Origin of the sequence: Streptomyces sp. 5-10, assembly GCF_014712245.1 — a bacterium.
Classification (GTDB): domain Bacteria; phylum Actinomycetota; class Actinomycetes; order Streptomycetales; family Streptomycetaceae; genus Streptomyces; species Streptomyces violaceusniger.
In genome coordinates, this window is sequence record NZ_JACVYG010000002.1 from 214,491 (window position 1) to 227,584 (window position 13,094).

The following is a 13,094-nucleotide window of genomic DNA, read 5'->3' on the forward strand; positions in this document are numbered from 1 at the left end:
CCACCTCATGGCCGCCACCGCACACCGCCCGACGGCACGCAAGCGCCCGGCCGGCGCCCCCACCCGGGAGCCGGTCCGGCGCCGCGGCCGCGTCGTCCAGTGGAAGGGCTACCTCTACGCCCTTCCCGCCCTGATCGTCCTCACGGTCTTCCTGCTGGTCCCGCTCGGCCAGCTGGTGCAGATCTCCCTCTTCCACTGGGACGGAATCTCCGTCTCCACCTGGGCGGGGTTCGACAACTACACCGAGATCGCCCGCGACCCGCAGCTACGCGCGGGCTTCCTCCACTCCTTCGTCCTCATCCTGTTCTTCTCCGTCATCCCGATCGCGCTCGCCCTGGTGCTGGCCGCGGTCACCACGCGGGCCGGCCGGCTGCGCGGCGTCTCCGTCTTCCGCGCGATGATCTTCCTGCCGCAGGTGGTCGCCATGGTCGTGACCGCCACCGCCTGGACGGCGATCTACGCGCCCGACGGCGTGCTCAACACCGCACTGCGCGCCATCGGCCTGGAGGCGGTCGCCCGCCCCTGGCTCGGCGACTTCTCCACCGCCCTGCCCGCCGTCGGACTCATCGGCACCTGGCTGGAGATCGGCCTCTGCCTGGTGCTGTTCATCGCCGGCATCGGGCAGATCCCGGCGGAGCTGTACGAGGCGGCGAAGCTGGACGGGGCGGGCGCGGTGCGGGAGTTCTTCGCCGTCACCCTGCCCGGGCTGCGCGGGCAGATCACCGTCGCGCTCACCCTCACCGTGATCGCCGCCCTGCGCACCTTCGACCTGGTGTACGTCGCCACCCACGGCGGCCCGGGCAACGCCACCAGCCTGCCCGCCTACGAGGTCTACAACCGGGCCTTCGGCACCGGCCAGGTCGGCTCGGCCTGCGCCATCGCCGTCACCCTGACCGTGGTGATCCTCCTGCTCACCTTCCTGATCACCAAGGTCCAGCCACAGGAGGACGAGACGTGATCTCCGGCCGCGAACGGGCGCTCAACTACGCCATCCTCACCCTCTTCGCCGCGCTGGCCCTGCTGCCGCTGATCGGCGTGGTGTCCTCCGCGCTGACCCCCGCCGCGGAGTCCGGGCCCTCCTTCACCTGGCCTCGCCACCTGGACCTCGGCAACTTCTCCACCGCCTGGCGCCAGGGCCACTTCGCCACCTATCTGACCTCCAGCCTGCTGGTCGCGGTGTCGGTGGTGGTCCTGACGGCCGTCCTGGCGATCCTTGCCGGCTTCTCCTTCGCGCACTTCGACTACCCCGGCCGATCAGTCCTCTTCTACGTCACCCTCATCGGGCTGATGGTGCCGCCCGAGGCCTTCGTCATCCCGCTCTACTTCAACCTGCGCGACACCGGACTCACCGACTCCTACTGGTCGCTGATCCTCCCGCAAACCGCCCAGTCCCTCGCCTTCGGCGTCTTCTGGATGCGCAACTTCTTCCGCTCGGTGCCGGTCAGCGTCATCGAGGCGGCGCGCCTGGACGGGGCGTCCGACTGGCGGCTGCTGTGGCGGATCCTGGTCCCCACCAGCCGTCCGGCGCTGGTGACGATGGCGATGCTGGTGTTCATGTGGACCTGGAACGAGTTCCTGCTCCCGCTGGTCATGATCACCGACGAGGGCAAGCGCACCGCGCCGCTCGGCCTGGCCTTCTTCCAGAGCGAGCACACCACCCAGTACTCCGTGCTGGCGGCCGCGTCCATCATCGTCGCCCTGCCGGTCGTCGCCTCGTACGTCTTCCTGCAGCGGCACTTCATCTCCGGCATGCTCTCGGGCGCGGTGAAGGGCTGACCGCGCCATAGGACCAAACGGGAGAACGGGGGCCGCCGCGGGGCCCATGACGAAGGCCCCGTTCGTCGCCATGTCCGCCGCTACCGCGGCGCTTGGGACCGCGCTTGGTTCCCTCGCGCTCCAACTGCGCGCGGACGGCTACGAGCAGTACGTCGAATCCGTGGCCACCTTCAGCGTCCTGATGTACGTCACCGCGGCTCTGGTCGTGGTGACATGGGTCCGAGACGGTCGCCCGCACGCGAACTGAGTTCGCCGCGAGCGGCGCCAGGCTGATGCCGGTCCGGCATCTCTGGAGACAACCGGTCCGCACCGCGACGTATGCTTCCTGCCTGTTCTTGTCATGATCCCACCAGGCCGGAGCCCACCATGACCACAACCCGGTTGCCCGCGGCGACTTCGATCCTCTCGGCCGTAGCCGCCGGCGTGCTGCTCGTCGGCTGCTCGGCCTCGGTCAGCGTCGAGAAGTCCACGCCGAAAGTGTCGGCGGACAAGCTGGCCACCGTAGTCGCCGAAAAGCTCGCCGCCACGACGGGCCGGCCGAAGCCGGACATCGCCTGTCCCGAGGACCTCGTCGGCAAGGTCGGCAACACCACCCGATGCGAGCTCACCGCGGACGACGGCAGCACCTTGGGCGTATCGGTCACGGTGTCCTCCGTCGACGGCGACCAGGTCAACTTCGACGTCAAGGCGGACGACACCGCTTCCCCGGCTGCGAACTGACCCGCGCCGTTCCCCGCCAGGGCTCCGCTGTCCACTGGACGCGCCGGGCCCGGCGGCCGCCGAGGGCCGCGTGTCTTTCTACGTCTACGTCAGCCGACCGGAAACCGAGCCACCCAACGCCGCTGCCAAGGCGTCTCGACGGCCCGGGGGTGATGGTGGGCCCGCGCCCAGGCGACAGCGTCGGCGGGGGCCACTCCCGCCAGGACGGCCAGGCAGGCGACGACGGTCCCGGTCCGGCCGACGCCGCCCCCGCAGGCGACCTCGACGGGCGTGCCCGCCCGGGCCCGCTGATGCAGCGCGCGAATCCACCGCACGGCCAGGTCGCGGTCACGGGGCAGCCGAAAATCGGGCCACTCGACCCACGCGCGCTCCCACTCCAACTCCCCGTCATGCCGCTGACGCAACCGGGTGGACCCCAGATACAGCCCGAACCCGGGCAGCGGCCCCTCCGGCCGCGGATGCCGCAGACCGCGCCCCCGAACCCAGCAGCCGTCAGGCAGCCGCAGGGCACCCCGCAGTGGTGCGTCACTCATCGCGTCCCGCCCCCGATTCACTCATCGCGTCCCGCCCCCGATCCGAAGCGTCCGACCACTGCCGACGCGCCGTCAACCTCCTCACCCATACCCATACGTTCACTCTGGACGCGCTTCGCACGTTCTCTCAAGGCTCCCGCCAAGGCGTCCGCCGCCTCATGCGCGAGGATGTGGCGATGGCGTGGCCGAGGAAGCGCGGAAGGCGGACGGCCGGACGCATGGCTGCGGCAAGTGCGGCGCTGGCGCCGGCCGCGTTCAAGGGGGTGCGCGGGGGCTTCGTGCGGGTGCCGCCGGGAGAGGGAGCGGAGGGAGCGTACGCCCTCGACGTACGCGGCAAGCCGTATAAGGCCGTCATCGCCGAGGCCCCGTTGCGCACCCGCCCCGGCGATGTCCTGCCCGCCGGGCTGGAGCCGACCCTCGTCTACCGCCCCGCCACGCGCACCGTGGCGCCCCGGCCGGGGTGCCGGACCACGCCATCCGCCTCGCCGTCGGCGAACGGGGCACGGCCCGGAGCCTGGACCAGCCCCTGACCGATGCGAGTGGCGGCGCCACGAGCAGCACGGATGAGGCCCCGGTGCGCGACGCGCGACCGCGCGCACGGGCGTCCGGGCGTCCGGGTGTCCGTGCGTCCGGGTGTCCGTGCGTCCGGGTGTCCGTGCGTCCGGGTGTCCGTGCGTCCGGGCGTCCGGGCGTCCGGGTGTCCGTGCGTCCGGGGCAACGAGGACCGGCTACACCTCGCCGGTCGCGAACAGCTCGAGGTGCCCGCACTCGGGGCAGCGGTACGCCACTATCTGCCGCCGGGGCCGGCCCGTCCGCTTGGCACCCCCGAAAAATCCCCGCTCCATCGCGCCCTCGATCCAGCGCGCGTACCCACGCGAGTGCTCGCCGGCGTCCTCGATGAAACCTTCCGCCAGGCCGACGGTGCCGCAATGGGTGCACGTGTTGTTGTCCATGCCGTGAGTGTAGGAGGCCAGGGCGGACCCGTAGCCGTCGGCTCCTGCCCGGCACTGGCGCTCGCCAGCAGCCGTCCGGCAGGTGAGAACGCGACCGCCTTGAGGCCGCAAGCTGCCCAAGCCGCTGACCATGTCGGGCGATGAGTTTCACGGATGCCGGAAGTCCATATACGGGAACCCAGAGAAAGGGAAGAGCGGCATGTCGCTGATCGTTGCCGGTAAGTTGTACGTGGATCCCAAGGACAGGGACCGCTTCATCGAGGGGCACCGCCCCATCGTGGAGGCGGCCCGCAGCCGCCCGGGCTGCCTCGACTTGTCCATCTCGCCCGACCCGATCGAGCCGGGCCGCGTGAACAACTTCGAGCACTGGGAGTCGCAGGAGGCCCTCGACGCCTTCCGTGCGGTGGCCCCGCGCCCCTCCGTATCCGTCGACATCAAGGACGACCAGGTACTCAAGCACGAGATCTCGCATACCGGGCCGCCCTTCGACTGATGGACTCCGCCGGAGACGTCGCCACCATGAGGGTTGGCAGATTCCCGCGCGTCCTCGGTGAACCTGCGACTAGGTTTGCGGGGTGACTGACACCCCCTACCTCGCCGCGGTCCGGGAGTCGTACGACACCGTGGCCGCCGACTACGCGGCAAGCGTCAAGGCCCCTGCCGAACTGGATCCGCTGTCGCGCGCGATGCTGGCCGCGTTCGCTGAACTCGTGCGGGCAACCGGGCGCGGACCGGTCGCGGACGTGGGGTGTGGTCCTGGCAAGGTGACAGCGCACCTGACGGAGCTGGGGCTCTCGGCATTCGGTATCGATGTGTCGCCGAAGATGATCGAACTGGCCCGGGAGGCTCATCCGAACCTGCGGTTCGCAGTGGGCTCTATGACGGCGTTGGAGATCGGCGACGACGAGCTGGGCGGCATTCTGGCGTACTACTCCACTCACCACACGCCCCCGGAGTTGCTGCCGGTCGTGTTCGCCGAGTTCCACCGCACCCTGGCGCCTGGGGGCCGCCTGATGCTCGTCTGCCGCGTTGGGAAGGCTGAGCACCTGCGTCGGACCCTTGCCTATGGGAACCACCCGGCGCACTTCGAGTCCTACCGGCTGCCGGCGGATCGAATCTCCGAACTGCTGGAGGACGCCGGGCTGGTTGTCACCGCGCGACTAGTGCAAGCGCCCGGCGAAGGGATCAAGGGAACGATCGCCAGCTTCATGGCTCGCAAACCGGAATAGCAGGCTGACCGGCGGCAGCTGCCGCCAGGTGTGGCCCGTGATGGCTACCCGGAACAGGTCGTACAACTCGTCCGGCACCAAGCGTTCCACGATCAGCACCAGCCCGGACTACCGAGCACGCCACATGCGGCGACGTCCAAGTCAACTTCCGCCCCTCGTAAGGCGGAAACGCCTTACTATCTCTCATTGACTATGTCAACTGTGCAACGTAGCGCTAGGGAGACAGGGGGCATGATGGGCCCGGAGATGGCCATGGACTTGGCGCGCACAGCTGGAGCGGCGCTCGTCGGTGCGATGGCAACAGATACCTGGAACCAGACGCGGGATGGATTCGTCGCGTTGTGGCGGCGCGTTCATCCCGAACGCGCCGAAACCGTCGGGGCCGAACTCGAAGCCGGGCGTGCGGACCTGCTCGCTGCCCGTGAGAACGGTGATGAGCTGTCCGAGGCGGAACTGCGTGCGGAATGGCAGGGGCGCGTGCGACGCCTGCTCGTGGACAGACCCGACATCGCCGCCACGCTTCGTGAGCTCCTGGACGAACTGAACCCGGCGCCCTCGGGCAGGAGCGCGGATGTCGGAGAGGTTCGTATGACCGCCCGCTCGACGGGAAAGGGCCGCGTTTACCAGGCAGGTCGCGACCAGCACATCACCGAGCGATGAGCCGTCCGCAGCCAGAAGGGCAAGGAAAACACCCCAAGAGCTCGGTTCGCAGCCATGGACGTGCGTCCGGGCACGGACAAGTCAATCAAGCGGGTCGCGACCAGCAGATCGACCAGCACACTGAACATCACCATCACTACCCGGTGAATCAGATCATGGTGCTCGTCAGTGGCGTGTTGGTCGCCGTCGTCGCGGTGCTGGTGGTCAAGTTCGCCGGGTCATCGACGGCAGGTGATACAGAGAGCCGACGATCACCACGCCCCAGCGACTCCGCACAGTCCCACGACCAGTCCCACGGCACACCCACCCCGGCGTCCGCCGCGCCATCGACCAACGCGCCAAAGTCTACCGAGTCGCCCAGTCCGCGGGCAGACACCCCTTTGTGGTCGGGCGGGATGAGACTGACCTACATCAACCTCGACTCGGATCCACCGTCCGTGCTGTCGAGCAATACCGGAGCCAGCTTCTGGATCCATTACGACCAGACCGGCGATGTCCGCGAAGACGAGATATTCGGAGTCGGGGGTGGATTCTTCACAACCAAACCGACTGTCGCCCGCTGGGACGGAACCGCGAAGCCGACGCGGCAACAGTGCTCGGAGCTGATCACTACACAAGGCTCGGAGACCTTGCCGATCGCTGCTGGTCAGCGATACTGCGTCAAGTCCAGGAAGGGACGCATCGCCGCGGTCACCGCAGGAGCGTTCGACGAGGACAGCGGGAACTACGCCGGCCACATCACGGTGTGGAACGCTGCCCGCTGACAGCGGACGCACGCCCTGAGGAGGACCGGGGACCGGCGCGGCGGCAGACGCTCTGCCGGTCCCCGACCCTGCTCAGACGTCGACATCGTGCCCCGAGCGGGACCCTCCGGGCCCCTGCGTGTCCCCTGGATCTTGGTCTGAACGGATGAACGGGAGCCCCCGCGTCAGCGCGGCGACTCCCGTTCTTGTGTCTTCGCAGGTCAGGATGGGTCTGCCCGCGTAGTGCCCTGGTGGGGCGGGTGGGACTCGAACCCACGGCCGACGGATTATGAGTCCGCTGCTCTAACCGGCTGAGCTACCGCCCCGTAACGGCGTGTCGTACACATCTGCGCGCGCCGTCTGCCGCAGCATAGCCGCTCATACGATCTGCTGCTTCGGAGGGCCGGGCCCCCTGGCTGCGATCATGACGTAGATCACGTCCGGAGGGGGCCGGAAATGAAAAAGGACCCCGGTGCGGGGTCCTCCTCCCTGCTCCCCCGACTGGACTCGAACCAGTAACCCTCCGGTTAACAGCCGAATGCTCTGCCAATTGAGCTACAGGGGACCGAGCTCCCCCGACTGGACTCGAACCAGTAACCTGCCGGTTAACAGCCGGCTGCTCTGCCAATTGAGCTACAGGGGATTGCTCCGTGTGCCGCGACCGTGACCCCGACCGGATCTCCCGGACGGCGTGCGCTCGCTGCGACACATACATTAGCGCAAGCAGGGGGGTGCTCCGCCAATCGGTTCGCCGCGTCCGCCCTCGGGCGATCCCCGGGCGATCCTCGGCCGATCCAGGGATGATCTTCTCGGCGATCCTGGGTGATCTGCGGCACGGGCGGGTAGACGTGCGGCACGACCCGGGGTCCAGATGTGAAGGACAGCGAGAAGGGCAGGTCGATGCGCTACCGGCTGACGTTCATCACCGGGATGGCTGTGGGTTACGTGCTGGGCACGCGGGCCGGCCGCGAGCGGTACGAGCAGTTGCGCGCGTGCGCGCAGAAGTTCGCACGGAACCCGGCCGTCCGCAATACCGCCGAATCGGCCGCGCAAGGAGGCCGGCATGCCGCCGTGCGGGCGCTGGACAAGGTCCGGCCGCTGCGCGAGAAGATCGGGCAGCGCGAGCCCCGCGCGGTGGGCGAGGACGACTGGGGCACCAGCAACACCTAGACCCGGCGGTGGCATGATCTGATCCATGGGGATAGTCGCCGGGTTGGACAGTTCGTCCGAGAGCACACGAATCGTCGTCTGTGACACCGATACGGGTGCCGTGATCAAACAGGGGTACGCCCCGCATCCGGTCGGCGGCAGCGGCGATGTGGACCCGCAGGCGTGGCTGATGTCCCTCGGCGAGGCCGCCGAGGGCGGGCTGCTCGAGGGGGTCCAGGCCATCGGCGTCTCGGCGCAGCAGCACGGGCTGCTGGCGCTGGACGCGGGCGGGGTGCTGGTGCGCCCCGCGCTGGTGGGCAACGACAAGCGCGCCCAGTCCGCGGCCGCCGACCTCACCGAGGCGCTCGGCGGCCGCACCGCGTGGGCCCAGGCGGTCGGCGCCGTGCCGACCGCCTCGCAGCCGGTGGCCAAGCTGCGCTGGCTGACGCGGAACGAGCCGGACGCGGCGCACCGCGTGGCCGAGCTGATGCAGCCGCACGACTGGCTGGTGTGGCAGCTGCTGGGACGCCCTGCGCGGCGTACGACCGACCGCGGTACGGCCTCCAGCAGCGGCTACTGGTCGGCGGCGAGCGGGTCCTGGCGCCCCGATCTGGTCCAGCTGGCCCTCGGTCACCAGGTGCGGCTGCCGGAGGTGATCGGCCCGGCCGACGCCGCCGGGCACACCCCCGAGGGGCTGCTGATCTCCGCCGGTACGGGCGAGACCATGGCCGCCGCCTTCGGGCTCGGGGTCGGGGTCGGCGACGCGGTGATCTCCCTGGGCGCCTCCGGCTCGGTCTTCTCCGTCCACCATGAGGCGCTGGCCGATCCGACCGGCACGATCCTGTCGTACGCAGACGCCACCGGCATGCATCTGCCGGTGGTGCATACGCTCAACGCGGTACGGGCCCTACGCGGTACGGCGGAATTGCTCGGCACGGATCTCGAGGGGCTCTCCGCGCTCGCGATGAAGTCCACCCCGGGTTCGTACGGGCTGGTGCTGCTGCCGTATCTGGAGGGCGAGCGGACCCCGCACCTGCCGCACACGGCCGGGACGCTGACCGGGCTGCGGCGCGAGTCGATGAAGCCCGAACATCTGGCGAGGGCCGCGTTCGAGGGGATGCTGTGCGGGCTCGCGGACGCGCTGGACGTGCTGCGCGGGCGCGGCGTCCAGGTGCGGCGCGTCTTCCTGCTCGGGCCCGCGGCCGACCTCCAGGCCGTCCGCGCGATCGCGCCCGCGGTGCTGGGCGCGCGGGTCGTGGTGCCCCAGCCCGCCGACTACGCCGCACTGGGCGCGGCCCGCCAGGCCGCGTGGGCGCTGGGCGTCTCGCACGGCACCCTCTCGCCGCATGAGCCGCCGCGCTGGCCGGCCGCGGCGAGCCAGGTCTTCGAGCCGGGCGAGGACCTGCCGGTGGGGCAGTCGGTGCGGCAGCAGTACGTGGCGGTGCGGGAGCAGATCCACCCCGGGGCGTTCGAGCCGGGCGCGTTCGAGCCCGGGGCCGGCGATCAGGAGGCCGCGGGCCATGCGGCGGCCGGTGGGTATGAGGTTGGCGCGTATGAGGCCGGTGGGTACGAGGCCGGTGGGTACGAGGCCCCGTGAGGCCCGGGCCGCCTCGGCGGGGTCGGCGGCGCTAGTCCAGATAGCCCCGCAGCTGATCGGCGAAGGCGTGGTCGCGGAGCTTGTTGAGCGTCTTCGACTCGATCTGGCGGATCCGCTCCCGCGTCACCCCGAAGATCCGGCCGATCTCCTCCAGCGTGCGCGGGCGGCCGTCGGCCAGTCCGTACCGCAGCTGCACCACCTTGCGTTCGCGCTCGCCGAGCGTCGACAGCACGGCCTCCAGGTGCTCGCGGAGCAGCAGGAAGGCCGCGGACTCCACGGGTGAGGCCGCGTCGCCGTCCTCGATGAGGTCGCCGAGGGCGACATCGTCCTCCTCGCCCACCGGCGCGTGGAGCGACACCGGCTCCTGGGCCAGCCGCAGCACCTCGCTCACCCGCTCCGGGAGCAGGTCGAGATGGGCGGCGACCTCCTCGGGGGTGGGTTCGTAGCCGCGCTCCTGGAGCATCCGGCGCTGGACCCGGACCACCCGGTTGATCAGCTCGACGACATGCACCGGGACCCGGATCGTCCGGGCCTGGTCGGCCAGGGCACGGGACATGGCCTGGCGGATCCACCAGGTGGCGTACGTCGAGAACTTGTAGCCGCGGGCGTAGTCGAACTTCTCGACCGCGCGGATCAGGCCGAGGTTGCCCTCCTGGACCAGGTCGAGCATGGTCAGGCCGCGGCCGACGTAGCGCTTGGCGACGGAGACGACGAGGCGGAGGTTGGCCTCGATCAGCCGGCGCTTGGCCATCCGGCCCAGGACCACCAACCGGTCGAGGTCCAGGGCGAGTTGGGTGTCGAGGTCGGGGGCGTTGCCGAGCTTCTCCTCGGCGAAGAGGCCCGCCTCGACCCGGCGGGCCAGCTCGACCTCCTCGGCCGCGGAGAGCAGCGGTATCCGCCCGATCTCGCGGAGGTACTGGCGGAAGAGGTCGGCGGAGGGGCCGCTGGTGTCGGCCCGGGCGGGCGGCTCGATCGGTTCGACGGGCTCCACGGCCTCGACCGAGTCGACAGGCTCGGCGGGCTCTACGGCCTCGGTGGGCTCTACGGCCTCGGTGGGTTCCGCTTCGGGGGCGGCGGCGTCGGGCGCGGGGGCCGGGACGGTGCCGGGGGCGAGCTCGGCCATGGGGTCCGGCGCGGCGTCCTGGCCGGTATCCGGTGCGCCTTCCGGGGCGAGGTCCGCCGAGTCCTCGGGCATGGCCGGCGCTACCGCCGTGGCGCGGGGCGAGTGGGGGGACAGGGGGTGCGCCGCGAGGGCCGCGTCGGTGAGGGTCTGGGTCTGCACGGGGGCGACCTCCAGGGTGATCGCTGCTGAGGGGGCAGAACGATCGGGTACGGCACGGCGGCCGCGCCGCCGTCCGTCCCGTACATCTTGAGCGACTCTGCGGGGGATTCCGGCCCTACCCGGCCAACACCGCCGCGCTCCGAGGACTCAGGCACCGCATCCCAGTGTGGAGTACGACACAGGCCCGCCACGAGGGGCGTGCGGGCACTTTTTGCTCAGCGGCCCGTGACCGTACGACTACCCGGCGACTACAGCGAGCCGCCGGGCCCGTCCGCCGGGGCACGAACGTGCTGGCCGGAACCCCTCTACGGGCCGCGGCCGCCCTCGCCGCCCCCGGCCGCCCCCGCCTCCCTGAGCCGCCTTGTGTCGCCCTGAGCCGCCCTGAGTCGCCCGCCCTGAGCGCCCCCGCTCGTCCTACAGCGCCGCCGCGCCCCGGTCCCGGAGGGACTGGCCGTACTGCTGGAGCACCCACAGCTCGTTCTGCACGGCGGCGAGGTGGGCGGGGTCGGCGTGCGGCCCCAGGCGCTGGAGGGCGCCGCGCACCTCGGCCACGCGGTGGTTCACCGCGGCCAGCCGGACGGCCACCAACTGCACTCCCGCGTACGCCTCGTCCGGGTCGCGGCGGGTGTGCGGCGGCTCGACGGCGAGCTCGGTGACCATCGCCCGGACCGTGTCGTCGGGCGCCGCCTCCCGGACCCGGGCGAGATAGTCGTCGTCCGCGGCGGCCGCGCCGCCCGCGTCCTCGATGGCGCGGCGCACCGCCGCGTAGGGCGGGGCGGTGAACTCGTCGATGCCGTAGGCGTCGAAGGCCGGGGAGACCAGATGGGGGTGTTGCAGCGCCAGCTTGAGCAGCTCGCGCTCGACGCGATGGGCGGGGCTGCGCAGATTCAGGGCCGGTCCGCGCGGGACCGGCGGCGCGCCCGCGGCGCCGGGACCCCCGTGCGGGCCACCGGGCCCGCCAGGACCGCCCGGGCCCCCGCCGCGCTGGTCACCGCGGCCGCCGTACCGGGCCCCGCCCGGACCGCCGCCGCCCCGCTGATCGCCACGGCCACCGTGCTCCGGGCCGCCCGGGCCGCCGTTCTGCCTGCTGCGGGCCAGCCCGCGCACCCGGCGGATGATCGACTGCTCCTCCGCCTGGGTGGCGATGCCGACCATCCCGATCAGCCGGATCGCATAGCGGTCCCGCAGCCCGGGGTTCTTGATCGCCGCGACGACCGGCACCGCCTCGTCGACCGCAGCGATACGGCCCTCCTCGGTGTCCAGGTTGTAGCGGGAGACGATCGATTTCAGCGCGAACGCGAACAGCGGAGTGCGGCTCTCGACCAGGTCCGCCACGGCCTCGTCGCCACGGGCCAGACGGAGTTCGCACGGGTCCATCCCGTCGGGCGTGATCGCGATGGAGGTCTCGGCGGCGAACCGCTGGTCGTCCTCGAAGGCGCGCAGGGCCGCCTTCTGCCCGGCCGCGTCGCCGTCGAAGGTGAAGACGACCTCCGCGCCCGCGTTGTCCATCAGCAGCCGTCGGAGGATCTTGATGTGGTCGCCGCCGAAGGAGGTGCCGCAGGTGGCGATGGCGGTGGTGACGCCCGCGAGATGGCAGGCCATGACGTCCGTATAGCCCTCGACCACCACCGCGCGGCTGGACTTGGCGATGTCCTTCTTGGCGAGGTCGATGCCGTAGAGGACCTGGGACTTGCGGTAGAGCGGGGTCTCGGGGGTGTTGAGGTACTTCGGGCCGTTGTCGTCGTCGCGGAGCTTCCGGGCGCCGAAGCCGACGACCTCACCGGCGATGTCCCGGATCGGCCACATCAGCCGGCCCCGGAAGCGGTCGATCGGACCGCGGCGGCCCTCCTGGGCGAGCCCGGAGACGATCAGCTCCTTGTCGGTGAAGCCGCGGCCGCGCAGATAGCGGACGAGGTGGTCCCAGCCGGCCGGGCTGTAGCCCACGCCGAAGTGCTGCGCCGCGGCCTGGTCGAAGCCGCGCTGGGCCAGGAAGGTGCGGCCGATCTCCGCCTCGGGGCGCTCCAGCTGCTCCACGTAGAACTGCGCGGCGGCCTTGTGGGCCTCGACCAGCCGGGTGCGCTCGCCCTGCTGGCGGCCGGGGGTGTAGCCGCCCTCCTCGTAGCGCAGGGTGATCCCGGACTGGGAGGCCAGCCGCTCGATGGTCTCGGCGAAGGAGAGGTGGTCGATCTTCATGATGAAGTCGACCGTGTCGCCGCCCTCCTGGCAGCCGAAGCAGTAGTAGAGCCCCTTGCTGGGGCTGACCTGGAAGGACGGGGTCTTCTCATCGTGGAAGGGGCACAGGCCCTTGAGATTGCCACCCCCCGCGTTCCGCAGCTGGAGGTATTCGGATACGACGGCGTCGATCGGGACCGCTGCCCGCACCGCCTTCACGTCGTCATCGTTGATCCTGCCTGCCACGCCCGAATTCTACGGCCGGGGTCCGACACGGCCG

General features: G+C 70.9%; 15 protein-coding genes and 3 tRNA genes. 11 read left to right on the forward strand and 7 right to left on the reverse strand.

The features are described 5' to 3' along the window. The first annotated feature begins 7 nt into the window (after positions 1-7). The 4 genes from IEJ02_RS03340 (at position 8) to IEJ02_RS03355 (ending at position 2,496) form a co-directional block, all read left to right on the forward strand. Complete coding sequence (locus IEJ02_RS03340) at positions 8-958, forward strand: carbohydrate ABC transporter permease (RefSeq protein WP_191063286.1); 951 nt, start codon at positions 8-10, stop codon at positions 956-958. Continuing rightward, positions 955-1,776, forward strand: coding sequence for a carbohydrate ABC transporter permease (locus IEJ02_RS03345; RefSeq protein ID WP_191063287.1), 822 nt, complete (start codon positions 955-957; stop codon positions 1,774-1,776). Before IEJ02_RS03340 ends, IEJ02_RS03345 begins: the two co-directional genes overlap by 4 nt. A 46-nt stretch (positions 1,777-1,822) precedes the next feature. Further along, entirely contained in the window at positions 1,823-2,023 is a 201-nt protein-coding gene (locus IEJ02_RS03350; protein WP_191063288.1) for an SCO3870 family protein, read from the forward strand. Positions 2,024-2,142: 119 nt separating this feature from the next. Then, a complete protein-coding gene (locus IEJ02_RS03355; RefSeq protein ID WP_191063289.1) occupies positions 2,143-2,496 on the forward strand; it encodes a DUF4333 domain-containing protein in 354 nt (117 codons plus the stop codon). Positions 2,497-2,585: 89 nt separating this feature from the next. Here the strand turns inward: IEJ02_RS03355 and IEJ02_RS03360 are convergent, their stop codons facing one another. Next, positions 2,586-3,029: a protein-tyrosine phosphatase family protein gene (locus tag IEJ02_RS03360; RefSeq protein ID WP_191063290.1), complete on the reverse strand. Its 444-nt coding sequence runs from the start codon at positions 3,027-3,029 to the stop codon at positions 2,586-2,588. Between the two features lie 218 nt (positions 3,030-3,247). On the opposite strand from IEJ02_RS03360, the gene IEJ02_RS03365 reads away from it, so the two are divergent. Then, entirely contained in the window at positions 3,248-3,559 is a 312-nt protein-coding gene (locus IEJ02_RS03365; RefSeq protein WP_191063291.1) for a hypothetical protein, read from the forward strand. Between the two features lie 198 nt (positions 3,560-3,757). Here IEJ02_RS03365 and IEJ02_RS03370 read toward each other — a convergent pair whose 3' ends face one another. Next, the gene (locus IEJ02_RS03370) at positions 3,758-3,982 is read right to left on the reverse strand and encodes a hypothetical protein (protein ID WP_137977833.1); all 225 of its coding nucleotides are present in this window, start codon (positions 3,980-3,982) and stop codon (positions 3,758-3,760) included. Between the two features lie 199 nt (positions 3,983-4,181). Between IEJ02_RS03370 and IEJ02_RS03375 the strand changes: the two genes are divergently transcribed. The 4 genes from IEJ02_RS03375 to IEJ02_RS03390 all read left to right on the forward strand — a co-directional run bounded on the left by IEJ02_RS03375 (position 4,182) and on the right by IEJ02_RS03390 (position 6,635). After that, positions 4,182-4,475 carry a putative quinol monooxygenase gene (locus IEJ02_RS03375; protein WP_191063292.1) on the forward strand — a complete coding sequence of 98 codons (294 nt, stop codon included), beginning with the start codon at positions 4,182-4,184 and terminating at the stop codon, positions 4,473-4,475. A gap of 82 nt (positions 4,476-4,557) precedes the next feature. Then, positions 4,558-5,211 carry a class I SAM-dependent methyltransferase gene (locus tag IEJ02_RS03380; RefSeq protein ID WP_191063293.1) on the forward strand — a complete coding sequence of 218 codons (654 nt, stop codon included), beginning with the start codon at positions 4,558-4,560 and terminating at the stop codon, positions 5,209-5,211. Between the two features lie 234 nt (positions 5,212-5,445). Beyond that, entirely contained in the window at positions 5,446-5,871 is a 426-nt protein-coding gene (locus IEJ02_RS03385) for a hypothetical protein (protein WP_191063454.1), read from the forward strand. After that, complete coding sequence (locus IEJ02_RS03390; RefSeq protein WP_191063294.1) at positions 5,868-6,635, forward strand: hypothetical protein; 768 nt, start codon at positions 5,868-5,870, stop codon at positions 6,633-6,635. Before IEJ02_RS03385 ends, IEJ02_RS03390 begins: the two co-directional genes overlap by 4 nt. A 228-nt stretch (positions 6,636-6,863) precedes the next feature. On the opposite strand, the gene IEJ02_RS03395 is transcribed toward IEJ02_RS03390, so the two are convergent. The 3 genes from IEJ02_RS03395 to IEJ02_RS03405 form a co-directional block, all read right to left on the reverse strand. Further along, positions 6,864-6,940: transfer RNA gene (locus tag IEJ02_RS03395), tRNA-Ile, on the reverse strand. 166 nt (positions 6,941-7,106) lie between these two features. Then, positions 7,107-7,179, reverse strand: a tRNA-Asn gene (locus IEJ02_RS03400). Positions 7,180-7,184: 5 nt separating this feature from the next. Continuing rightward, positions 7,185-7,257 (reverse strand) — tRNA-Asn (locus tag IEJ02_RS03405). 257 nt (positions 7,258-7,514) lie between these two features. Here IEJ02_RS03405 and IEJ02_RS03410 point away from each other — a divergent pair. Continuing rightward, on the forward strand, positions 7,515-7,784 hold the full coding sequence (locus tag IEJ02_RS03410) for a YtxH domain-containing protein (protein WP_137980718.1): 270 nt from the start codon (positions 7,515-7,517) through the stop codon (positions 7,782-7,784). Between the two features lie 25 nt (positions 7,785-7,809). Beyond that, on the forward strand, positions 7,810-9,360 hold the full coding sequence (locus IEJ02_RS03415) for an FGGY family carbohydrate kinase (RefSeq protein WP_191063295.1): 1,551 nt from the start codon (positions 7,810-7,812) through the stop codon (positions 9,358-9,360). Between the two features lie 31 nt (positions 9,361-9,391). Here IEJ02_RS03415 and IEJ02_RS03420 read toward each other — a convergent pair whose 3' ends face one another. Further along, on the reverse strand, positions 9,392-10,750 hold the full coding sequence (locus tag IEJ02_RS03420) for an RNA polymerase sigma factor (RefSeq protein ID WP_370466957.1): 1,359 nt from the start codon (positions 10,748-10,750) through the stop codon (positions 9,392-9,394). 306 nt (positions 10,751-11,056) lie between these two features. Further along, on the reverse strand, positions 11,057-13,060 hold the full coding sequence (dnaG, locus tag IEJ02_RS03425) for a DNA primase (protein ID WP_191063297.1): 2,004 nt from the start codon (positions 13,058-13,060) through the stop codon (positions 11,057-11,059). Between the last annotated feature and the right edge of the window lie 34 nt (positions 13,061-13,094).

Coding starts and splice junctions, on each gene's coding strand:
- IEJ02_RS03340 (WP_191063286.1), top strand. CDS start 8: ATGGCCGCCACCGCACACCGCCCGACGGCACGCAAGCGCCCGGCCGGC.
- IEJ02_RS03350 (WP_191063288.1), top strand. CDS start 1,823: ATGACGAAGGCCCCGTTCGTCGCCATGTCCGCCGCTACCGCGGCGCTT.
- IEJ02_RS03355 (WP_191063289.1), top strand. CDS start 2,143: ATGACCACAACCCGGTTGCCCGCGGCGACTTCGATCCTCTCGGCCGTA.
- IEJ02_RS03360 (WP_191063290.1), bottom strand. CDS start 3,029: ATGAGTGACGCACCACTGCGGGGTGCCCTGCGGCTGCCTGACGGCTGC.
- IEJ02_RS03365 (WP_191063291.1), top strand. CDS start 3,248: ATGGCTGCGGCAAGTGCGGCGCTGGCGCCGGCCGCGTTCAAGGGGGTG.
- IEJ02_RS03370 (WP_137977833.1), bottom strand. CDS start 3,982: ATGGACAACAACACGTGCACCCATTGCGGCACCGTCGGCCTGGCGGAA.
- IEJ02_RS03375 (WP_191063292.1), top strand. CDS start 4,182: ATGTCGCTGATCGTTGCCGGTAAGTTGTACGTGGATCCCAAGGACAGG.
- IEJ02_RS03385 (WP_191063454.1), top strand. CDS start 5,446: ATGGGCCCGGAGATGGCCATGGACTTGGCGCGCACAGCTGGAGCGGCG.
- IEJ02_RS03390 (WP_191063294.1), top strand. CDS start 5,868: ATGAGCCGTCCGCAGCCAGAAGGGCAAGGAAAACACCCCAAGAGCTCG.
- IEJ02_RS03410 (WP_137980718.1), top strand. CDS start 7,515: ATGCGCTACCGGCTGACGTTCATCACCGGGATGGCTGTGGGTTACGTG.
- IEJ02_RS03415 (WP_191063295.1), top strand. CDS start 7,810: ATGGGGATAGTCGCCGGGTTGGACAGTTCGTCCGAGAGCACACGAATC.